The 21,076-nt window shown below is 72.1% G+C and carries 22 protein-coding genes; 9 read left to right on the top strand and 13 right to left on the bottom strand.

The annotated features are described in order from the left end of the window. From NVV95_RS14525 to NVV95_RS14545, 5 genes are all read right to left on the bottom strand, one after another. Positions 1-253 (bottom strand): hypothetical protein (locus NVV95_RS14525; protein ID WP_259487276.1); only part of this gene is annotated, 253 nt, incomplete at its 3' end. A gap of 61 nt (positions 254-314) precedes the next feature. Continuing rightward, a complete protein-coding gene (locus NVV95_RS14530) occupies positions 315-929 on the bottom strand; it encodes a septum formation family protein (RefSeq protein ID WP_259487277.1) in 615 nt (204 codons plus the stop codon). Between the two features lie 3 nt (positions 930-932). Next, positions 933-1,481 carry an orotate phosphoribosyltransferase gene (gene pyrE, locus NVV95_RS14535; RefSeq protein WP_259487278.1) on the bottom strand — a complete coding sequence of 183 codons (549 nt, stop codon included), beginning with the start codon at positions 1,479-1,481 and terminating at the stop codon, positions 933-935. 9 nt (positions 1,482-1,490) lie between these two features. After that, the gene (locus NVV95_RS14540) at positions 1,491-2,414 is read right to left on the bottom strand and encodes an SDR family oxidoreductase (protein WP_259487279.1); all 924 of its coding nucleotides are present in this window, start codon (positions 2,412-2,414) and stop codon (positions 1,491-1,493) included. Positions 2,415-2,417: 3 nt separating this feature from the next. Next, the gene (locus NVV95_RS14545; RefSeq protein ID WP_259487280.1) at positions 2,418-3,689 is read right to left on the bottom strand and encodes a YhjD/YihY/BrkB family envelope integrity protein; all 1,272 of its coding nucleotides are present in this window, start codon (positions 3,687-3,689) and stop codon (positions 2,418-2,420) included. A 39-nt stretch (positions 3,690-3,728) separates the two neighbouring features. Between NVV95_RS14545 and NVV95_RS14550 the strand changes: the two genes are divergently transcribed. Then, positions 3,729-4,583 carry an exodeoxyribonuclease III gene (locus NVV95_RS14550; RefSeq protein ID WP_259487281.1) on the top strand — a complete coding sequence of 285 codons (855 nt, stop codon included), beginning with the start codon at positions 3,729-3,731 and terminating at the stop codon, positions 4,581-4,583. An 18-nt stretch (positions 4,584-4,601) separates the two neighbouring features. Here NVV95_RS14550 and NVV95_RS14555 read toward each other — a convergent pair whose 3' ends face one another. After that, entirely contained in the window at positions 4,602-6,884 is a 2,283-nt protein-coding gene (locus NVV95_RS14555; protein WP_259487282.1) for a cell wall-binding repeat-containing protein, read from the bottom strand. A gap of 135 nt (positions 6,885-7,019) precedes the next feature. On the opposite strand from NVV95_RS14555, the gene NVV95_RS14560 reads away from it, so the two are divergent. Together NVV95_RS14560 and trxA are read left to right on the top strand one after the other, a co-directional pair. Further along, the gene (locus tag NVV95_RS14560) at positions 7,020-8,981 is read left to right on the top strand and encodes an APC family permease (RefSeq protein ID WP_259487469.1); all 1,962 of its coding nucleotides are present in this window, start codon (positions 7,020-7,022) and stop codon (positions 8,979-8,981) included. A 99-nt stretch (positions 8,982-9,080) separates the two neighbouring features. Continuing rightward, on the top strand, positions 9,081-9,473 hold the full coding sequence (trxA, locus tag NVV95_RS14565) for a thioredoxin (protein WP_259487283.1): 393 nt from the start codon (positions 9,081-9,083) through the stop codon (positions 9,471-9,473). Positions 9,474-9,632: 159 nt separating this feature from the next. Here trxA and NVV95_RS14570 read toward each other — a convergent pair whose 3' ends face one another. After that, positions 9,633-10,208, bottom strand: coding sequence for an NADPH-dependent FMN reductase (locus NVV95_RS14570; RefSeq protein ID WP_259487284.1), 576 nt, complete (start codon positions 10,206-10,208; stop codon positions 9,633-9,635). A gap of 103 nt (positions 10,209-10,311) precedes the next feature. On the opposite strand from NVV95_RS14570, the gene NVV95_RS14575 reads away from it, so the two are divergent. The 3 genes from NVV95_RS14575 to NVV95_RS14585 all read left to right on the top strand — a co-directional run bounded on the left by NVV95_RS14575 (position 10,312) and on the right by NVV95_RS14585 (position 12,401). Beyond that, positions 10,312-10,920: a TetR/AcrR family transcriptional regulator gene (locus tag NVV95_RS14575; protein WP_259487285.1), complete on the top strand. Its 609-nt coding sequence runs from the start codon at positions 10,312-10,314 to the stop codon at positions 10,918-10,920. Between the two features lie 93 nt (positions 10,921-11,013). After that, positions 11,014-11,826, top strand: a complete 813-nt coding sequence (locus NVV95_RS14580; protein ID WP_259487286.1) for a dienelactone hydrolase family protein — start codon at positions 11,014-11,016, stop codon at positions 11,824-11,826. Between the two features lie 32 nt (positions 11,827-11,858). Continuing rightward, on the top strand, positions 11,859-12,401 hold the full coding sequence (locus NVV95_RS14585) for a gluconokinase (protein ID WP_259487287.1): 543 nt from the start codon (positions 11,859-11,861) through the stop codon (positions 12,399-12,401). A gap of 21 nt (positions 12,402-12,422) precedes the next feature. Here the strand turns inward: NVV95_RS14585 and NVV95_RS14590 are convergent, their stop codons facing one another. Beyond that, positions 12,423-12,926, bottom strand: a complete 504-nt coding sequence (locus NVV95_RS14590; RefSeq protein WP_259487288.1) for a DUF6328 family protein — start codon at positions 12,924-12,926, stop codon at positions 12,423-12,425. A gap of 12 nt (positions 12,927-12,938) precedes the next feature. Next, a complete protein-coding gene (locus NVV95_RS14595) occupies positions 12,939-13,445 on the bottom strand; it encodes a metallophosphoesterase family protein (protein WP_259487289.1) in 507 nt (168 codons plus the stop codon). Between the two features lie 67 nt (positions 13,446-13,512). On the opposite strand from NVV95_RS14595, the gene NVV95_RS14600 reads away from it, so the two are divergent. After that, entirely contained in the window at positions 13,513-14,496 is a 984-nt protein-coding gene (locus NVV95_RS14600) for a hypothetical protein (protein WP_259487290.1), read from the top strand. A gap of 17 nt (positions 14,497-14,513) precedes the next feature. On the opposite strand, the gene NVV95_RS14605 is transcribed toward NVV95_RS14600, so the two are convergent. Together NVV95_RS14605 and NVV95_RS14610 are read right to left on the bottom strand one after the other, a co-directional pair. Then, positions 14,514-15,434 (bottom strand): AEC family transporter, encoded by a 921-nt coding sequence (locus NVV95_RS14605; protein WP_375163844.1) that lies wholly within the window; start codon positions 15,432-15,434, stop codon positions 14,514-14,516. Between the two features lie 26 nt (positions 15,435-15,460). Further along, positions 15,461-17,572, bottom strand: a complete 2,112-nt coding sequence (locus NVV95_RS14610) for an acyltransferase family protein (protein WP_259487292.1) — start codon at positions 17,570-17,572, stop codon at positions 15,461-15,463. A 171-nt stretch (positions 17,573-17,743) separates the two neighbouring features. Between NVV95_RS14610 and NVV95_RS14615 the strand changes: the two genes are divergently transcribed. Then, a complete protein-coding gene (locus NVV95_RS14615) occupies positions 17,744-19,195 on the top strand; it encodes a DUF6421 family protein (RefSeq protein WP_259487293.1) in 1,452 nt (483 codons plus the stop codon). A gap of 75 nt (positions 19,196-19,270) precedes the next feature. Then, the gene (locus tag NVV95_RS14620) at positions 19,271-19,993 is read left to right on the top strand and encodes an SDR family NAD(P)-dependent oxidoreductase (protein WP_259487294.1); all 723 of its coding nucleotides are present in this window, start codon (positions 19,271-19,273) and stop codon (positions 19,991-19,993) included. Positions 19,994-20,033: 40 nt separating this feature from the next. Here NVV95_RS14620 and NVV95_RS14625 read toward each other — a convergent pair whose 3' ends face one another. Together NVV95_RS14625 and NVV95_RS14630 are read right to left on the bottom strand one after the other, a co-directional pair. Next, complete coding sequence (locus tag NVV95_RS14625) at positions 20,034-20,171, bottom strand: hypothetical protein (RefSeq protein ID WP_259487295.1); 138 nt, start codon at positions 20,169-20,171, stop codon at positions 20,034-20,036. A 115-nt stretch (positions 20,172-20,286) separates the two neighbouring features. Continuing rightward, a complete protein-coding gene (locus NVV95_RS14630) occupies positions 20,287-21,042 on the bottom strand; it encodes an SDR family NAD(P)-dependent oxidoreductase (RefSeq protein WP_259487296.1) in 756 nt (251 codons plus the stop codon). Positions 21,043-21,076: the final 34 nt, after the last annotated feature.

The raw sequence follows: 21,076 nt of genomic DNA on the forward strand, positions 1-21,076 counted from the left end.
TCTCGGCCGCGAGGGCGGGCTCGGCCGCGAGCGCGGGCTCGGCCGCGAGCGCGGGGGTGGCCGCCAAGGCGGGCTCGGCCGCGAGCGCGGGGGTGGCCGCCAGGGCGGGTGTGGCGGCCAGGGCGGGGGCGGCCGCCAGGGCGGGTGTGGCGGCCAGGGCGGGGGCGGCCGCCAGGGCGGGTGTGGTGGCCAGGGCGGGGGCGGCGGCGAGCAGCAGGGCGGCGAGCATCCGGAACCGGGTGAGCGTGCGCATGCGGCCAGCCTACCCGCGGTGAGCGATCCTCAGGGGGTGGTTTTGTCGCCCGCGATGCGGGTCAGGGTGCCAGCGAACCGGTGAGCGGGGCGCCCGATGCCGTGGTGAAGAAGCACTGGTAGACGCGGTCGCCGGCGTCCCAGGCCTCGGTCGTCGCGGGGAACGACGCCTGCCACCGCAGGTCGGCCACGTCGGGCGCCGCCACCGCGTTCACGGCGGTGGGCGCGGTGCAGAGCAGGTTCATCCGCGAGGCCAGGGCCGCCTCGCCGGGGTAGGGCGCGCCGGCCGGCTCGGGGAACAGCGCCCGCGTCGTGAGCTGGGACGGATGCGCGGCGGCACAGTCGACGACGGAGAACGTCTCGGCCCAGGGCGAGTCGAACGCGCCGAGGCACTCACCGCCGAAGAGGGCGCTGTACGGGTGCTCCCCGGGTGCCGCCAGCGCGGTGGGTGCGGGCGGGAGGGCCGGGGCCGCGGGGGTGGGCGACGAGGACGGGGTGGGGGACGGCGACGGGGTGACGAAGGGGGTGGATCGAGCATCCTGAGCCGAGGTCTCGCCGGCCGCGCCGCTCTGGCCGACCCGCAGCCCCACGACGAAGAGCGCCGCGACCACGACCACCGCGAGCAGCACCGCCCCCACCACCGTCAGGCGCACGGTGCGGCGGCTCGTCGGCGCCACGGGCTACTCCAGACCGAGGTCGCTCAGGCCGATCGCGTAGTGGTAGGGGTAGCCGGCCTCTTCGATGCGCTCTCCGGCGCCGGTGGCGCGGTCGACCACCACGGCGACCCCCGCGATGATCGCGCCGGCCTTCTCGAGTGCGGCGATGGCGGCGAGCGGGGAGCCTCCGGTGGTCGAGGTGTCCTCCAGCACGATCACGCGCTTGCCGGCGACGTCGGGGCCCTCGACCTGACGGCCGCGGCCGTGGTCCTTCGGCTCCTTGCGCACGACGAAGGCGTCGTACTCGAGGCCGCGCGCGGCGCCCTGGTGCAGCACGGCCGAGGCGATCGGGTCGGCGCCCATCGTGAGCCCGCCCACCGCGGCCACGTCGTGGATCGGCGCGATGAGGTCGAGCATCACCTGCCCGATCAGCGGGGCGACCCGGTGGTCGAGCGACACCTTACGGAGGTCGACGTAGTAGCTCGCCTTCTTGCCGCTCGTGAGCGTGAAGTCGCCGTGGAACACGGCATCGGCCTTGATGTACTCGATGAGTCTGCTGCGCGCGTCGGTCACCCGCCCAGCCTACCGAGCGGGCCCGGCGGCCGCGGCCAGCAGGTCGCGGAGGGATCGCGGCGGGTGGCCCGTGAGCCGCTCGACGTCGGGCGTGACCCGCGCGAGCTCGCCCGTCGCGATCGCGGTGTAGGTGCTCACCCAGGCGTCGAGCTGCCACGGGGGCGCCCCGTACGAGGCGCGGGAGGCGTAGGCCTCGTCGATCGTCTCGTCGTGGAAGACGACGGGCCCGCGTCCGCCGAGCTCCGAGACGATGCCCGCCACCTCGGCGAGGGTCAGTGCCTCGGGCCCGGTGAGCTCGTACACCGCTCCGACGTGCGGCGAGATCGTGCCCGCGCCCGCGCCACCGCCGCTCGCGCCCGCGGCCGCGGCGTGCAGCTCGCGCAGCACCGCCACCGCCGCGTCGGCCACGTCGGCCCGCGCCACCGCGGCGACGCGGCCGTCCCGCGCCGGCCCGCGGATGACCCCGTCCTCCCCCGCCAGCATCGGCAGGAAGTCCGCGTAGAAGTTGTCGCGCAGCGCGGTGAACCCGAGGCCCGACGCGCGAAGCAGCTGCTCGGTGGCGTAGTGGTCGCGCCCCAGGGTGAACACCGCGTCGGGGGCCGCCCCGAAGAACGAGGTATAGACGAGGTGGCCGACCCCGGATGCCCGTGCCGACTCGATGAACGCGGCGTGCTCGGCGACCCGGTCGGCGCTCTCGGCGGCCGAGACCATGAAGGCCAGCTCGATCCCTTCGAGCGCACGCCGCACCGCCGCGGAGTCGCCGTAGCTCGCCTCGACGACCTCGACCGCCGCCCCGCCCTCCCAGCGCGGGGCTCGCGAGGCGTCGCGCACCACGAGGCGCAGCGGTACGCCCGCGTCGTGCAGCTGCTGCGCGACCCGGGCGCCGACGGCGCCGGTCGCGCCGGTGACGGCGATGGGAGTCGGGGAGGTCATGCCCTAATCCTGGGCCCGGACACGGCCCGGCGTCGAGGGAACAGCCTCCAGGCGCACCGCCTCGAGCGAGCGGAGCTCCTCGAGCGCGGCGTCCCGCCGCCAGCGCGCGGCCGGCCCACGCCACCAGCCCGCCTCGTCGAGCTCGCGCTGGGCGTCGCGCAGCCGCACCTCCGCCGCGATCAGCAGCGCCTCGTGCTCGAGCGCCGCGCGCTCGGCGGCGGTCGGCTCGTAGAGCGAGCCGCCGTGGTCCTCGGTCGAGACGGCGATCCAGGCGGCCGACACGAGCGTGACCACACTGGTCAGCCGGAACCAGAGCAGCAGGGCGATGAACACCACGAAGGTCGACAGCAGCGGGTTGCGGCTCGCCCCGCCGAGCAGCGTGCTGCCGAGCAGCTGCAGGCCGAGCAGGGCGGCCCCGCCGAGGAGGGTGCCGCCGAGCATCCGTCGCAGTGTCAGCCGCGCGTCGGCCAGGAAGCGGAAGAGCACGCCGAGGGCCGCCGCGTCGATGAGGTAGACGACCAGCAGGCTGACGGCGATGACGAGCGGACGCGACCAGTCGCGGAAGCCCATGCCGAGGAACGAGGTGAACCAGTCGAGCGCCGAGGTGCTCACGACGCTGAGCAGGGCCGCCGCGAACAGCACCGCGCCGATCACGAGCGAGACCACGAAGTCGCGCGCCTTGAGCAGCAGGTAGGAGCGGGTGTCGCGGGGCATGCCGAAGATGGTGCGGACGGCGATGCGGGAGTAGGTGATCCAGCCGATGGCCGTCCAGATCAGCACGGGCACCGCGACGACACCCGTGATGGTGAGGAGCGACGTGCTCGAGTTCGCGATGGTCGAGAGGTCGGCCGGGGAGATGATGCCCTTGTCGCCGATCAGTCGGGGCACGTAGGTGTTGATCAGGATGACGAGCGCATCCATCGTCTGGGGCGACTGCGTCAGCCAGAGTCCCGCGATCGCGAAGATCAGGTAGACCGCAGCGAACACCGCGAACAGGGCCTGGTAGCTCATGCCCGAGGAGAGCAGGAAGCCGTTGCCGGCGAGGAAGCGGCGCCAGACCCGGGTGGGGAAGAGGGCGAGGGTCTGCTGGGTGACGGTGGTGACGCGTTCCAGGGGGAGTTCGAAGCGCTGCTCGAGGCGGGCGCGGAGGGTGGCGGCGATCTCGGCCTGGGCGTCGCGGTCGGGGCGGGGGCGGTCGCGGCGCGTGCCCCCGGGGCGGGCGTCGTCGCGGTCGGGGCGGGGGCGGGTGCCGTCGTCGTCGCCCCGGGCCGCCATGCCGTCAGCCTAGTGAGCGCCGGGCGGTAGCGTGGAGGCATGCGTGTTGCCACCTGGAACGTGAACTCCATCCGGGCCCGAGTGGGCCGTGTCGTCGACTGGCTGGTGCGCGAGGACATCGACGTGCTCGCCATGCAGGAGATCAAGTGCAAGGAGTCGCAGTTCCCGTTCGAGGCCTTCCAGGAGGCGGGCTACGACGTGGTGCTGCACGGCCTGAACCAGTGGAACGGCGTCGCCTTCGCCAGCCGGCTGCCGATGGAGGACGTCGCGAACACCTTCACGGGCATGCCCGGCTTCGGCAAGGCGCTCGACGACGGCTCGCTGCCGCTCGAGGCCCGCGCCCTCGGCGTGACCGTCGACGGCGTGCGGCTGTGGAGCCTCTACGTGCCCAACGGCCGCGCCCTCGGCGACCCGCACTACGAGTACAAGCTGGTCTGGCTGAAGGAGCTCGCCGCCCAGACCGCGGCCTGGATGGACGCGCACCCCACGCAGCCCCTCGCCCTCATGGGCGACTGGAACATCGCCCCCCTCGACACCGACGTCTGGGACATCGGTGTCTTCGCGGAGTCCACCCACGTCTCGGCCCCCGAGCGCGCCGCCTTCGCCGAGTTCGAGCGCATCGGCCTCACCGACGTCGTGCGCCCCCTGGTGCCCACCGGCTACACCTACTGGGACTACAAGCAGCTCCGATTCCCGCGCAACGAGGGCATGCGCATCGACTTCGTGATGGGCTCGCAGCCGTTCGCCGACCTGGTGACGGATGCCCGCATCGACCGCAACGAGCGGAAGGGCGACGCCCCCTCCGACCACGTGCCCGTCGTGGTCGACCTCGACCTCGACCTCTCCTCAGAGCTCGCGACCGACGACGACGACCGCCCCATGATCTTCGGCTGACGCCGCCCTTCGACGGACCTAGCCCGCCAGGTGGCTCTTCAATTGCTGCAGCACTGCCTCGGGCACGGCGTTCGCCCCGCCCAGCACGATGATGTGCCGAGGCTGCAGGCGGTCGAGCTCGGTCGCGACCGGAGCCGGGACCCCGGTGCGAGTGACGAGCAGCACCGGAGCGCCCACCGTGACGGCGGCCGCCGAGCCTGACAGCGCGTCGGGGAAGGTCTCCCCAGACGCGACGTACACCGTGTCACTCCCGAGCGGGTGGTTGGCCGCCGACACCTGCGCCGCGGTCTCGAAGCGGTCCTGGCCGGCCTGGCGCGACACCGGAGCGACCTTGTCGAGGGCGTCGGCTACGGCGTCACCGATCGAGGCCCGGCCACCCAGCACGACGATGGCACCGGGCCGCAGTCGCTCGAGCTCGGCCTTCACCGGGCCAGGGATCGCATCCTTCGTGACCAGAAGCACCGGGCCGCCCAGTTTCCCCGCAGCAGCCGATCCTGCGAGGGCGTCGGGGAAGGTCGACCCCGACGCGACGAACGCGACCGGGGCCCCGATCGGGAACACGGCGGTCGAGATCGCGGCAGAGACGACGAAGCGATCCGCGCCACCGATGCGGGTGACGGTGGGAGCGAGTGACTTGAGAGCCGCCTTCACCTGATCGCTCACGGCATTCACTCCGCCCAGCACGACGATCCGCGCCGGGTCGAGGCGATCGAGTTCGGCCCTCACCGCCTCCGGCACCGCGTCCTTGCGCACCAGCAGCACCGGACCGTCCTGATATCCCGCAGCGGCCGAGCCCGACAGAGCGTCGGAGAACCCTTCGCCCGAGGCGACGTAGGCGACGGGCACTCCGACGGGGAACGTCTTGGCCGAGACCGCCGCCGACACGACGAACCGGTCCGCCCCGCCGATCCTCTCGATCGACGTGGGCGTCGCCGCCGACCCTCCCCGGAGGTAGATCGACAGATGGCCACCCACCTCGCTCGTCAGGTCTTGCGACGACGACTGGAAGGCGGTTAAGGATCCGTTGGCCGAGAGGTGGGGGCGGTCGGCCCCCGCCGCTCCTCCGCGCGCCGGGTCGGCCGCGGTCGCGCTGACGATCGTGGTGGTAGCCGCCGGACGAGTCCGGAGGAACACCTGCCGGAATCCGCGGTTGTCGACCGCTGCGAGGTTCGTGGCGTCGGACGAGAAGGCCACCCGCGTGCCGTCGGCGCTGACGTCGGGCCAGGAGGAATCGCCGTTGCCGGGCCCTCCGGCGTTCGCCACGCTGACCAGCTCGGAACCGGGGGCGCTCATCGTGCGCGAGTAGACCTGGTTCTTGCTCGACGTCGTAATCGACCCGCTGACGAGGTTCGCAGCCAGCGAGGCGTAGACCACGACCGCACCGTCGGCGGAGATGTCGGGGTCGAACGACGAGCCGCCTCCGCCGACCGGCGCGTCGGCCGCGGTGCTGGCGAGACGGGTGCGCCCGCTGGCGTACCCCACGAACACCTGCGACGTACCCTCGATCGGCACATCCGCGGTCAGGTCGGAGGCCAGTGATTGGAACGCCACAGCCGAGCCGTTCGCCGAGATCGCCGCGGCGACCGAGTCGGCGTTCCCGGGTACCGCCGGCGAGACCTGGTCGCGCTTGGACACCAGGTCGATCTGGGCTGGAGAGATCGTCAGGTCGGCGACGTAGATCTGACTCCCGACCATCCCCATCCCGTCGATGAGGTCGAAGGAGGTGGACTGGAAGGCCACCTTCGTCCCGTCTGCCGAGATGCTCGGGTGCGTCGAATCGTTGACGCCGCCGTTCAGGTGCGAGGAGTTGATCGACACCAGCCGTGTCGCACCGCCCGGTGCCAGGTCTCGCACGAAGACCTGCCTGGTCGCGGCGCTCGAGGTCGGCTCCAGGTTCGTGGCCGAGGAGGAATAGGCGACGAAGCGGCCGTCGGCCGAGATCGACGGCGCATCGGCATCGGAGTTCGCCGGAGCGGCACCGTCGCGCTCGGCGCTCACGAGGCGCAGTTGCCTCGTCACGACGTCGCGCACGTAGATCTGCGACGTCTCGTCAGTCGGGCCGCCGAGGTTGGTCGCCCGGGAGGAGAATGCGACGAAGCGACCGTCGGCCGACACCGTCGCGTCCCGCGATTCGCGATCAGCCACCGCCCCCGCCGACGTGAGACTAACCCTGACCGTCTTCTCCTCGGCCGCCTGTGCGGAAGTCGGCACCAGAGGAACGGCCAGCGCGATCGCGGCGACGACCGCCCAGGCGGCCGCTCTGACCGATCGGGTGGGTGCGGTGCGGGTCGATACGGCCATCGTCGTGCCTTTCTGACAGAACCTCGAGAATGTCTGAGGGTACCTCATAAATGCACTGGATGCTAGCGACAGCGGGCCTTCCGCGAGTCATAGAGTGAGCGCATGAGTTCACCCACGGTCGGCGCCGGGTCGCCGATGGTGCCCGGCGAGCCGTGGCCCGATGCACCGCCGCCCCAGAGCCGTCTGCGGCGGTGGCTGACCGACGGCCTGCAGGACACTGCCGGCCGGCATCCGGGCCCCGGGGCCTCGAAGCCCGAGAAGACGCACTCGTGGTGGCGCGTGATGTGCCTCACCGGCGTCGACTATTTCTCGACGCTCGGCTACCAGCCCGCCATCGCGGCGCTCGCGGCCGGGCTGCTCAGCCCGATCGCCACGATCGTGCTGGTGCTGGTGACGCTGCTCGGCGCCCTGCCCGTCTACCGGCGGGTGGCCCGCGAGAGCTTCAAGGGCGAGGGCTCGATCGCCATGCTCGAGAAACTGCTGCCCTGGTGGGGCGGCAAGCTCGTGGTGCTGGTGCTGCTCGGCTTCGCCGCCACCGACTTCATGATCACCATCACGCTCTCGGCGGCCGACGCGTCGGCGCACGCGATCGAGAACCCGTTCGCCCCGTCGTGGTTCGAGGGCAACGAGGTGCTGCTCACCCTCGTGCTCGTGCTGGCGCTCGGCGTGGTGTTCCTCCGCGGGTTCAAGGAGGCCATCAACATCGCCGTGGTGCTGGTGGCCGCATTCCTGCTGCTGAACGCCGTGGTGATCGTGGTGTCGCTGGTGCACGTCGCCGAGAACACGGTGGTCATCGGCGACTGGTGGACGGCGCTCACCGCCCAGCACGGCAACCCGCTCGTCATGGTGGGCATCGCGCTGATCGCGTTCCCGAAGCTCGCACTCGGGCTCTCGGGCTTCGAGACCGGTGTGGCCGTGATGCCGCAGATCGACGGCGCCCCGGGTGACACGCCCCAGAAGCCGGTCGCGCGCATCCGCGGTGCGAAGCGGCTGCTCACGACGGCGGCCATCACCATGTCGGCGTTCCTCATCACCTCGTCCATCGTCACGACGCTGCTCATCCCGCAGAAGGACTTCGAGTCGGGCGGCCCCGCCAACGGGCGCGCGCTGGCGTATCTCGCGCACCGATTCCTCGGCGACGGGTTCGGCACGGCCTACGACATCGCCACGATCGCGATCCTCTGGTTCGCCGGGGCGTCGGCCCTCGCCGGCCTGCTCAACCTCGTGCCGCGCTACCTGCCGCGCTACGGCATGGCGCCGCACTGGGCGGCCGCCGTGCGCCCCCTGGTGCTGGTGTTCGCGGCCATCGCCGTCGTCATCACCCTCGTCTTCCAGGCCGACGTCGACGCGCAGGCCGGCGCCTACGCCACCGGTGTGCTGGTGCTCATCACCTCGGCCTCGGTGGCGGTGACCCTGTCGGCCGCGCGCAAGAAGCAGCGGGCCGCGGCCATCGGCTTCGGGGTGATCGCGGTGGTCTTCCTCTACACCACCGTCGCGAACGTCATCGAGCGGCCCGACGGCGTGCGCATCGCCGCGCTGTTCATCCTCGGCATCATCATCGTCTCGATCGTCTCCCGGGTGCACCGCTCGTTCCAGCTGCGGGCCACCTCGGTCACGCTCGACGCGATGGCCCTCGACTTCGTGCTCACCGACGCAGACGACTACGACTCGATCCGCATCATCGCGAACGAGCCCGACGACGGCTCGGCCGAGGAGTACCGCCAGAAGATCAGCGAGGAGCGGCGCGACAGCGGCATCCCGATGCGCTCGCCCGTCATCTTCCTCGAGGTCTACCCCTCCGACTCCTCCGACTTCGAGGAGGACCTGCTGGTGCGCGGCGAGGCCGTGCACGGCTACCGGGTGCTACGCGTCACGAGCGGCAACATCCCGAACACGATCGCCACGGTGCTGCTCGAGATCCGCGATCTCACCGGCGTGGTGCCCGGCATCTACTTCGAGTGGACCGAGGGCAGCCCCATCTCCAACATGTTCAAGTACCTCGTCACGGGCACGGGCGAGGTCGCCCCGGTGACCCGCGAGGTGCTGCGCCGGGCCGAGCACGACCGGCGCCACCGGCCCGAGGTGCACGTCAGCTGAGGCGTCCGCCGCTCCCGCTCGGCCGGTGCGGGGTTCCGGATGCTCGGCGGCGGCCCGCGCATCCGGAAGCTTTTCGGCACCACGGGTGTTGACTGGAGCATGTCCACGAAGACCCTGACCATTGACAACCACGACGAGACGGTCGCCGACGGCATCGTCCTGATCGACTTCTGGGCCGACTGGTGCGGCCCCTGCAAGCAGTTCGCGCCCGTCTTCGAGAAGGCGTCCGACGCGAACAGCGACATCACCTTCGCGAAGGTCGACACGGAAGACCAGCAGCAGCTGGCCGCGAGCTACGGCATCACCTCGATCCCGACGCTCGTCGGCTACCGCGACGGCATCCCGATCTTCGCCCAGCCCGGCGCGCTGCCCGGGCAGGTGCTCGACGACGTGATCGCCCAGGTGCGCGCGCTCGACATGGAGGCCGTGAAGAAGGACTACGCCGAGGCCGTCGCCAGGCAGCAGGCGGGCGAGCAGCCGGTCGGCGAGTAGCCGGTCGGTCGCGGCCTGCCGGTCGGCGATCAGCCGATCAGCCTGGCGCTACGACGAAGGGCCCCTACCTCGCGGTGGGGGCCCTTCGTGGTCTCCGGATGCGCGGCCTGCGCTCTCGCGCGAGCGCGGCGCGATCCGAGCGAACCGACGCGGGCGGCTCTAGGCGGCCTGCTCCTCGGAGTCGACCGCGTCGAGCGAGGCGGCGAAGGCGTTGATGAACTCCTCCAGCTGGGCGACGATCTCGGCGTCGTCCTTCGGGTGGGTCTCGGCGAAGCGCACGACCGAGTTCGGCACTGAGAGCGTGGGCTCGACGACCTTCGCGCCGGCGATGCCGAATGCCTTGCGGGCCTCGTCCTGGGCCCAGACCCCGCCGTACTGGCCGAAGGCGGTGCCGATCACGGCGACCGGCTTGCCGACGATCGCCGCGGTGCCGTAGGGGCGCGACGCCCAGTCGATCGCATTCTTCAGGTTCGCGGGAACGGTGCCGTTGTGCTCGGGGGTCACGACGAGCACAGCGTCGACCGCGTCGATGGCCTCGCGGAAGGCGACGACCGAGGCGGGCAGCTGGCCCTCGACGTCGATGTCCTCGTTGTAGAGGGGCAGCTCGCGCTGGGCGTCGGAGATGGTCAGCGCGATGCCCTCGGGAGCGAGGTCGACCGCCGCTTCGGCCAGCTGGCGGTTGGTGGAGGCGGCGCGAAGGCTGCCGACGAGCACGAGGACGGACTTCTGGGTCATGATGTCTCCTGAGGTGAGATGGGGCGGGCGGAGGCCCGCGGACAAGGAGTGCAACCGGACTCCGGTCCGTTTATTCCCGGATGCTCCGTGCTACAGTCCGGGCATGGATCCGATCGGCGCGCCGCCCGGTCCCCTGACACCCACCGTCGGCCTCCGGCCCCCCGAGCGGTCGGACGCGGCCCGCAACCGCGAGCTGCTGCTCACGACCGCCCGTCGCCTGATCGAGGGCGACGGCATCGAGTCGCTCACGATGGACGGGCTGGCCGCCGCCTGCGGCGTGGGCAAGGGCACGATCTTCCGCCGCTTCGGGTCGCGCGCGGGGCTGTTCCAGGCGCTCGTGGACGACTCCGAGCGCAGCTTCCAGGCGGGCTTCCTGAGCGGGCCCCCGCCACTCGGGCCCGGGGCGCCGCCGATCGAGCGGCTCGTCGCGTTCGGGCGGGAGCGCCTCAGGACGGCCGCGGGGCAGATCCCGCTGCTGCGCGCCGCCGAGCGCCCGGCTGCCGAGCGCTACGCGGTGCCGGCGAGGCATCTCGCCGCGGCGCACATCCGGGGCCTGCTGGCGCAGGCCGGGGTCGAGGGCGACGCCCCCGCTCTCGCGTTCGACCTCCTCGCGATCCTTGACTCGGTGGTCTGGCTTCCCGACGAGGACCTCACGGTGATGCTGCCGCGGATCGCGGACTCGTGGGAGCACATCGTTCGCCGCCTGGCCTGAGCCCGCCACCGCCGACGCCAACGCCGACGCCGCAGCCACCGCCACAGCCACCGCCCCCACCGGCCGCGTCCAACGCGGGTGCAGACTGGCCCCATGGCCTCCACTGCCGCCTCCGCCCCCACCGCGACCCTCGACGGCTGGGCGCGCAGCCCCGTCACGGCCGCCGGCGTCACCCACGACTGCTACGAGAAGGGCTCGGGCCCGGGCGTGGTGCTCATCCCCGAGCTCCCCGGCCTGACGCCCCAGGTGCTCGGCCTCGCCCAGCACCTCGTCGACGAGGGGTTCACCGTGGTGGTGCCGTCGCCGTTCGGGGTGCCGGAACGCGCATCCTCGCCCGGCTACGTGCTGAGCACCGTCGCGCGCATCTGCGTCAGCGCCGAGTTCCGCGCCTTCGCGATCGACGCGAAGCGACCGGTCACGGCCTACCTGCGCGCGGTCGCCGCCGACCTCGCCAGCCGCACTCCGGGAAAAGGGGTCGGTGTGATCGGCATGTGCTTCACCGGCGGCTTCGCCCTGGCCACCGCGGTGGATGACAGCGTGCTCGCCTCGGTCGTGAGCCAGCCCGCGGCGCCGTTCCCCGTCGGGCGGGCACGGCAGGCCGACCCGTCGATGTCGCGCGCCGAGCTCGACCGCGTGGTCGAGCGCTCGCGCGAGACCCCGTTCTGCGCCCTCGGCCTGCGCTTCTCCGAAGACCGCAACGCTCCCCGTGCCCGCTTCGACACCCTGAGCGCCGCGCTCGGCGACCGCTTCGAGGTGATCGAGCTCGATTCCGCGCCCGGCAATGCGGGCGGCTTCTCCGCGTCGGCGCACTCGGTGCTGACAGGCGAGGTGCGCGAGGTGCCGGGTCATCCGACTCTCGTGGCCCGCGAGCGCGTGGTGGCCTTCCTGCGGGAGCAGCTGACGTAGGCGGGCCCGCCCGGACATGGTGGACTTGGGGCATGCGCAATCGGGTCGTCTTCACCACCGGGGTCTCGGGATCGGGCAAGTCGACGATCGGCGTGCTGCTCGCCGACCGGCTCGGCTGGGCCTTCGTCGACGCCGACGACCTGCACCCGGCGGCGAACGTCGAGAAGATGGCGGCGGGCATCCCGCTCACCGACGACGACCGCTGGCCGTGGCTGCGCACGGTCGGGGCGGCCGCCGCCTCGAGCGTGCAGCGAGCGGACGCGGCCGGCACCGCGGGCGCCTCGGGCGAGCCCGCCGGCGTCGTGGTCGCGTGCTCGGCCCTGCGCCGCGGCTACCGCGACGTGCTGCGCGAGGAGACCCCGGCCGCGGTGTTCGTGCAGCTCGTCGGACCGGCCGAGCTGATCGGCGACCGCCTGCGCGCCCGCCGGGATCACTTCATGCCGGCAACCCTACTCGGCTCGCAGCTCGCGACCCTCGAACCGCTGGGCGCCGACGAGGCCGGCATCGCGGTCGTCGTCTCGGCGGGCCCGGCCACCGTGGTCGAGCAGATCGTCACGGGCCTGGCGCTGACGTAGCCCGCCGCCGGGCGCGTCGGGTCAGGCGCGGAGGTCGAGGTGGCGGCGACGGCGGGCGACGCGCGGCACCACCACCCAGAGGGCCAGCACGGCCGCGAGCACCACCGCGCCCGCGACGAGGCCCGCCGCGCGCCCGAGCACGAAGTCGAAGATCAGCAGCGCCGTGCCCGCGAGCGTGACGGCGACGCCGATCATCGTGAACTCCAGGATGCGGTCGGTCAGGTGCACGACCCGGTCCTTCGCGCGCATCCGGAACAGAGCCCGGTGCAGGCTCACGGGGGCGAGCCCGAAGACCGTCGTCAGGATCGAGGCGACGACGAGGCAGAGGTACACGGTGCGCTGGTAGTCGTCGAGGTCGTCGAAGCGCGACTGGAACGCGGCGGCGAGCAGGAAGCCGGTGAGGATCTGCGTGCCGGTCTGGATGACCCGCAGCTCCTGAAGCATCTCGTTCCAGTTGCGGTCGAGGCGCTCGTTCTCGCTCTCGTCGCGCCCGTCACCGGGGATCGCGTCGTCGTCGTCACTCATACTCTGTTGCTATCACGATCGCCCCACCGGCACGAGCTCGACGTCGCGCAGCGCCTCGTCGTCGACGACCGCGGTCATCATCGTGCACACGGGCTGGCGCCGCCGATCGGTCGGCGACCCGGGGTTGAGCAGGCGCAGCCCGCCGGGCGCCGTGCTGTCCCACGGGATGTGGCTGTGCCCGAACACCAGCACGTCGGTGTCGGGGAAGGCCTGCTCCATCCGCTGCTCGCGCCGCTCGCGCGACCCCGTCTCGTGGATCATCGCGAACCGCACCCCCTCGAACTCCACCCGCGCGATCTCGGGCAGCCGCGCCCGCAGCCCCGCGCCGTCGTTGTTGCCCCAGACGCCGACCACCCGCGCGGCCCGGGCCTCGAGCGCGTCGAGCGTGGCCTCGTCGACCCAGTCCCCCGCGTGGAACACCACGTCGGCCTCGTCGACCGCCCGCCAGACCTCGTCGGGCAGCGCCTTGGCCCGCGTGGGCAGGTGGGTGTCGGCGAGCAGCAGCAGTCGGGTGGGCATGCCTCCATCGTGGCCCCGCCCGGGCCCTCACCGTAGGCTCGGGGCAGGTTCGACGGCGGGAGGTCGGGTGGATCCGCTCGAGCAGGCGGCGGGGCAGCTGTACGGTGAGGCCCCCTCGGGGTTCATCGCGGCGCGCAACGCCCGAGCCGCGGAGGCCAAGGCGGGGGGCGACGCCGAGCTGGCGACGCGCATCCGTTCTCTGGCGAAGCCCTCGGTCGCGGCCTGGGCCGTGAACACGCTGGTGCGGCACCGGGCCTCCGACGTCGAGCCGCTGCTCGACCTGGGCGAGCGGATGCGCGATGCCCAGACCTCGGGCGACCGCGACGCCGTGCGGCAGCTCGGCCGCGAGCGGCAGCAGCTGCTCGCGACGGCGGCGTCGGCGGCGCGGGCGCTCGGCGACGAGCTCGGGGTGGCGGTGTCGGAAGCCGCCGCCGTCGAGGTGCAGCAGACCCTGCAGGCGGCGGTGGTCGACCGGGCCGCGGCGGCGGCGGTGCGGAGCGGGCTGCTCGTGCGGACGTTCTCGAGCACGGGGGTGGATCCGGTCGAGCTCGACGGCGCGGTGGCGGTGGCGTCGGCGGGGCCGGTGCCGGCGGTGGCGTCGAACACGACGGCGTCCTCCGCCTCGCCGGCGGCCACGACCACGGGCTCGACGGCGGCACGGCGGCCTCCGGCGAAGAAGGACTCCGCCGCCGGGCAACCGCAGGTCTCACGCGAGGAGGCCCGCGAGCGGGCGGCCGCCGAGCGCGCCGAGCGGGCGCTGGCCACCGCGAAGCGCGAGGCGGAAGAGGCGCGGCAGGACGCCGAGGACGCCCGGGCGGAGCTCGCGACGACGGAGCTGCGCATCCGGGAGAACCGCGCGCGGCACGAGGAGCTCGCCGAGGAGCAGCAGGCGCTGCGCGAGCGCCTCGACGAGGTGCAGGGCGAACTCACCGAGACCAACGTGACCGCCGCGCGCCTGCGCAAGGAGCGGGCCGCCGCGGTGCGATCCGCCGAGGCCGCCGACCGCCTGGCCACCCGAGCCCGCACCCGCCTCACCCGGCTCGACGACTGACGCCCGGGGAGGCCACCTCAGGCCAGCAGCGCCGCCACCGCCACGAGCAGCGGCACCGAGCCGATCGTCGTCACGAGCACCGTGTCGCGCGCCATCACGACCCCCCGCTGATACCGCGCCGCGAAGTTGTAGATGTTCTGCGCCGTCGGCAGCGACGCGAGCGCCACGACCTCGAACACCTGATGCGCCGGCAGGTGGAATGCGAACCGCGCCAGAAGATATGCCGTCAGCGGCATGATCACGAGCTTCACCGCGCTGGCCACGATGATCGCCGCCCGTCCCGACCCGGGCGCGAGCGGCTTCTGCCCCACCAGGGACATGCCGAACGCGATCAGCACGAGCGGCACCGCCGCCCCGCCGATCAGCTCGAACGGCGCCAGCACCGGCGCCGGCACCTCGACCCCGAACAGCGCGAGCAGCAGCCCCACGAGCGACGCGATGATCATCGGGTTCCGCACCGGCTGCGACAGGATCGACCCCACCGACGCCTTCCCCCGCGTCGCGATGTCGAGCACGGTCAGCGTCAACGGCGCCAGCACGATCAGCTGCAGGAGCAGCAGCGGCGCCACGAGCTGCGCACTGCCGAGCACGTAGATCGCCACCGGCAGCCCGATGTTGTTCGCATTGACGTACCCCGACGACGCCATGCCCACGGCCGTCTCGGCGACCGGCTGCCGGAACCAGATGCGCGACGCGAGCAGGTACACCGAGGCCGCCACGGCGACGCTGATCGCCGTCACGAGCAGCGGCGCCGAGAACACCGTCGACGGATGCGACCGCGACAGCACGGTGAACAGCAGAGCGGGGGTCGCCACGAAGAAGGCGATCCGGTTGAGCACGAGCCGAGCATCCGGTGGCAGGATGCCCAGCCGCTGCACCCCGTAGCCCACCGCGATGACGAACCCGATGATGCCGAACCCGGTCAGCACCCCCAGCACGCCCATCGCCTCTGCGTCTCGAGGTCTCAGCGCGCGATCGCGTCGGACATCGCCGACGCGATGAACGGCTCGAGCGTGAACGCGAAGGTGCGGGTGAGATGGTCGACGTCGCGGTAGACGTTCGCGCCGCCCACGACGGCGGGGCACTCGTCGGCGGTGCAGTAGGTGTCGCTGAAGTCGAGCAGCGTCACGTCCTGGCCGGCGGCGACGGCGGTGGATGCGGCCGAGGCGATCGGGTCGAAGCTCGCGAGACCGTCCTCCCGGGGAACCGTGCAGAGCGAGGCGTCCTCGGTGCGCAGGCACTTGTTCGGGTCGTCCTCCCACGCGGGGTTGTCGACCACGGTGACGATCGGGGTGCCTGCGTCGAGCACGGGGGTCCACGCCTCGACGTAGCCGCCGACCGCCGCGGTCCCGTCGTCGGAGGCGCCGGAGACCGTGCGATCGGTGAGTGCCGCCGTGAACACGGCGTCGAAGGGCTCGTGCGAGGTCAGTGCCGCGCTGAGCGAGGAGCGCCAGGAGTCGCACGAGACGGCGAAGGCGTCACGGGCGGCGAGCGGGGTCGTCGTCCACGGGCATCCGCCCTTCAGGTACGTGGTGAGGTGCCAGCCGTTCGTCTCGGCCATCTGGATGAACGGGTCCATCAGCGCGTAGGCGTGGCTGTCGCCGATCAGCGCGATCTGCGGCGCGTCGGCGTCGTCGCTGCCGAACTGGCAGTCGCGCACCGTGGCGTCGTTCAGGGTCGAGAGGCAGTCGGGGTGCTCGGGCCGGTCGGCGTTGCCGAAGCCGGGGCTCGGGATGATCAGGCCGTCGAGCTCAGGGTTGACGCACGGGTCGATCGGGGCGAGCCCATCCGTGGGCCCGGATGCGGCACCGAAGCACTGCGGCGGATCGGCCAGCGTCTGGGCGAGCTGCGTGGCCTCGGCGTCGTATTTGGGCTGCTGCACGGCCCAGGCGCCCGTGACGAAGAGCGTCGACACCGCCATGGCCGCCACGACGGCGATCAGCGTGGTGCGCGGGCGCCGGGTGGTGAAGAAGCGCCAGTCGCGCGCCGGGTCCTCGATGAACCGCTTCGTCAGCCAGGCGAGCACGAAGCAGAACAGGAACAGCGCGATGCGGTTGTAGATGCTGAGGCCCCAGCCCGGGATGTACGGGGCGATCACGATCAGCGGCCAGTGCCAGAGGTAGAGCGAGTAGGAGATGTCGCCGATGAAGCTGACGGGGCGCCAGCTGAGCACACGGCCGGCGTCCCACGGCTTCTCGCGGTGGTGCGCCACGATGATCGCCGCGGTGCCGAGCACCGGCAGCGCGGCCATGTAGCCCGGGAACGGCGTCGCGGCCGTGAAGAAGTAGCCGCAGCCGAGCACCACGGCGATGCCGCCCCAGCCCAGGATGTTCGACTGCCACGCCCGCGTCGGCCGCAGTCTCGGCAGCAGGGCGAGGGCGCCGCCCACCGCGAACTCCCACACCCGGGTGTACGTGACGAAGTAGGCCGCGGCCGGGTCGGTGGCCGTGACGACGACCGAGAGCGCGAAGCTGCCGAGCCCCACGATCGCGAGCACGGCGATCAGCCCGACCCACTTGCGGCGCTTCAGGACCCGCACCGCGAACACCGAGGCGCCGAGCATCAGTACGGGCCAGAACAGGTAGAACTGCTCCTCGAGCGAGAGCGACCAGTAGTGCTGCACGAGGCTGGCCTCGTTGGCCGCCGCGAGATAATCCACAGAGTTGAGGGCCAGTACCCAGTTCTCCACATAGAACGTCGACGCGAGGATCTCGCGCACGTTCTCGGTCAGACTCGACAGCGGCATGATGAACAGCGTCGCGAGGCTCGCGAAGACGAGCACCGTGATGGCGGCCGGAAGGAGGCGACGGGCCCGCTTGGCGTAGAACGACGGCAGCGCGATGCGGTCGGTGCGCTCGAGCTGGCGGGCGAGCTGCTGCGTGATCAGGAAGCCCGAGATCACGAAGAACACGTCGACGCCGATGTAGCCGCCGGTGAGACGACCGGGCCAGAAGTGGTAGACCACCACGAGCAGCACGGCGATGGCGCGCAGGCCCTGGATGTGCGGGAGGAAGTGGTCGGGTCGCTCGGTCGCGGCGCGGTGTCTCGCCGGGGGCGCGGCCTGGTGCTTCTCCATCGGGTCTCATGGTACCCGGGGCGGCGCGGCGTTCCTGAGTGCGGCATTTGGGGCCGTCGCGGGTTCCTTGCGCGCATCCGCGGCTCTGGCGCAGCTAATCACCGCCGCGGTCAAAGAAGAGCGGATGCCCTGCGCCTAGGCTCGGGGGAACGACCGATTGGAGGTTCCACCATGTCCGCACGCCCCGTCTCAGCCGTCAGCGCCGACCACCGCACTGCCGAGTCCATCATCGGAGAACCCGAGGTCGTCGAAGACGTCGCTTCGCTGCCCGCCTGGCTCGACCTCAAGTCGGCCGTCGCCGCACTGCAGCCGCTGCAGGTCAAGGACGGGTCGGTTCCCGACCCGGTCGACCACGCCGCCGCCCGCGACCTCGTCTCGACCATCGTCGAGGCCGTCGCCTCGCTCGCGCCGCGGTTCCCGCACGACGCCGCCTACCTCGACGCCGTGCAGGACGACTTCGCCCGCTGGGTCGCCTCCGACTTCGGCGTGCCCGACTTCCTCGCCTCGCTCGTCGCCTTCGCGCCCGCGTCGCACCGGGCCGACGGGGTGCGCCACCTGGTGGTCTTCCCGATGTACACGCAGAACGGCAGCACCGACCGGCACGTCGAGGCGGTGCTGATCGAGGTGCTCTGGCCGTCGTTCATCGCCGAGCTCGAGGCCGGGGAGTACTCGAACGCGCTGTTCCTGCCCATCCGCTTCCTCGACTTCACGGCGGGGTACGACACCAACTCGGCCGTGCTCTTCCCGGAGTCGGTGGCCACGTCGAGCATCCCGGCCTACACCTGGGGCGGCATCTTCGCCGACCGTGAAGCCGCACGGTTCCGCCGCGTGGTGCGGGCCGCGGCCGAGATCACCCGGCTCGAGCTGCCCGCCGACGCGGCACGCCTGCTGGAGGACCAGGAGCTCACGGAGCGCACCTTCGTGATGTGGGACCTCATCCACGACCGCACGCACATGCGCGGCGACCTGCCGTTCGACCCGTTCATGATCAAGCAGCGGATGCCCTTCTTCCTGTACTCGCTGGAGGAACTGCGGTGCGACCTGACCGCGTTCCGGGAGGCCGTGAAGATCGAGCGGCGGCTGTCGGCGTCGTCGTCGTCACTGTCGGACGGCTCGGCACTGTCGGACGGCGACGCCACCCTCCTCGAGCACGCGAAGCTGGTGCAGTACGCGGTGCTGTTCGACCGCATCTTCCGCTTCGCGATCACGGGCTCTCGCGTTCGCAACTACGACGGGCTCGGCGGGCAGCTGCTGTTCGCCTGGCTGCACCAGCGCGGTGTGCTGCACTGGACCGACACCCGCCTCACCATCGACTGGCCCGAGGTCGCCGACGCCGTCACCGCACTCGGCGACGCGATCGACGAGCTCTACTGGCGCTCGATCGACCGCCCGAAAACGGCCCACTGGCTGGCCGCCTACGAGCTGATCACCGCGACGGTGACGCCGAACCCGGCCTCGGTCTGGGCTCGCGGGCTCTCCGACGAGGTGCTCTCGGGGCCGCCGCGCGGGCTCACCGACGCCGTGCTCGACGACGAGTTCCCGCTGTCGATGTTCTACGAGGCCCTCGAGAAGAAGATGCGCGACGTCATCTCCTCGACGGCGGGCATCACGGCCCGCGGCTGAGGCCGCACGCCCCTCCCTCTCATGGCGGGAGGAGGGGCGCAGCGGGACGGGGCAGGGGTGCGGGAGGATGTGGGCATGAGCGAGACAGTGGCGGGGCCCGGGATCGCGGGGCCCGGGGTCGCGGGGCGACGCGTCGTGGTGACCGGAGCGAGCAGCGAGTCGGGCGTCGCCGTGTGCGCGGCCCTCGTCGAGGCGGGGGCCGAGGTGGTCGCGGTCGGGTCGAACCCCGCGAGGGTCGCGGCGGTCGCCGAGCGTGTGCCGGGCATCCGCATCGAGGTCGCCGACCTGAGCGACCCGGCCGCCGTCACGGCGTTGAGCGAACGTCTCGGCGCTCCCGTCGACGGCGTCGTCCACCTCGTGGGCGGCTGGGTCGGCGGCAAAGGCATCATCGGGCAGAGCGACGAGGGCTGGGCGGCGGTGGAGCGCTCGTTCCGCACGCTCCGCGCCGTGCTGCGCGCGTTCTATCCGGCGCTCGTGGCGTCGCCGGCCGGCCGCGCCGCCTTCGTCTCGTCGGTCTCGGTCGACGCGCCCACCGCCTCCGGCGCGGACTACACCGCGGCCAAGGCCGCCTCCGAGTCGTGGCTGCGCTCGGTCGCCCAGGGCTTCTCGAAAGACGCCCCGAATGCGGCGGCGGTCACCTTCGCCGTGCGCTCCCTGGTCGACGACCGGATGCGCGCCGAATCGCCCGACAAGTCCTTCGCCGGGGCGACCGACGTCAGCACCCTCGCCGAGGCGGTCGTCGCCCTGTGGAACGCGCCCGCGGCCGAGCTGAACGGAACGCGGCTGGTGCTGCACTAGCAGCAGCCGCGCATCCGCTCGGCTGGTCGCTCGGTGGGAGCTACTTCTTCTTGGTGTTCGACACCGCGTCAGCCGAGTGGTCGGCCTTGTCGCCCTTGGCCTTCTTGTCGGCGCGCTTCTCCTTGAGCGAGCGAGCGGCCGTCTTGGCCGTCTCTTTGCGCTGGGTCTTCTCGGCCATGATCGTTACCTCCATCGCGAGCCACGGACGGCCCGGTACCCGAAGGCTACGCGCTCCGCGACGGTCTGGCGGGTCGCCCCGGCGCATCTCGTGCCGGGGCGACCGGACCAGGCCCTTACTGGGCCGCGTAGCCGCCGTCGACGAGGTGGTAGCTGCCCGAGATGAACGAAGCGGCGTCGCTGGAGAGGAAGGCGACGAGAGAAGCCACCTCCTCGGGCGTGCCCAGCCGGCCCAGGGCGTGCTTCGCGGCGAGCGCCTCCTGCGCCTCGGCCGACAGGTTGGCGTCGACCAGCGGGGTGTGGATGAAGCCGGGGCCGACCGCGTTGACGCGCACCTTCTGGGCGCCGTACTCGAGGGCGGCGTTCTTGGTCAGGCCGACGAGTCCGTGCTTCGCGGTGACGTAGGCCGACGACATCGGGATGCCCACCGAGCCGAGCACCGACGCCATGTTGACGATGGCACCGCCGCCGTTCTTCGCCATGGCCGGCAGCTGCGCCTTGAGGCCGTAGAAGATCGCGTTGAGGTTGATCTCGACGACCTTGCGCCAGCTGTCGAGGGAGTAGTCGCCGATGGTGGCGGCCTCGCCGCCGATGCCCGCGTTGTTCACCGCGATGCCGAGCGGCGCGAGCTTCTCGGCGGCCACGACGCTCGCCTCGGCGAACTCGGGGTCGCTGACGTCGCCGACCAGCACCTCGGCGGTGCCGCCCGCGGCGCGGATCTCGTCGACGACCTTCTGGGCCGGCTCCTCACGCACGTCGCTGACCAGCACGGCCGCTCCGTTCTTCGCCAGTTCGAGCGCGACCGCGCGCCCGATGCCCGAGCCGGCTCCCGTCACGATCGCGGATCGTCCGGCGACGTCGTATGCAGCCATGGTTCTCTTCTTCCTGTTTCGTTGTCCGTGTGCG

The organism is Herbiconiux gentiana (assembly GCF_024978135.1).
GTDB lineage: Bacteria > Actinomycetota > Actinomycetes > Actinomycetales > Microbacteriaceae > Herbiconiux > Herbiconiux gentiana.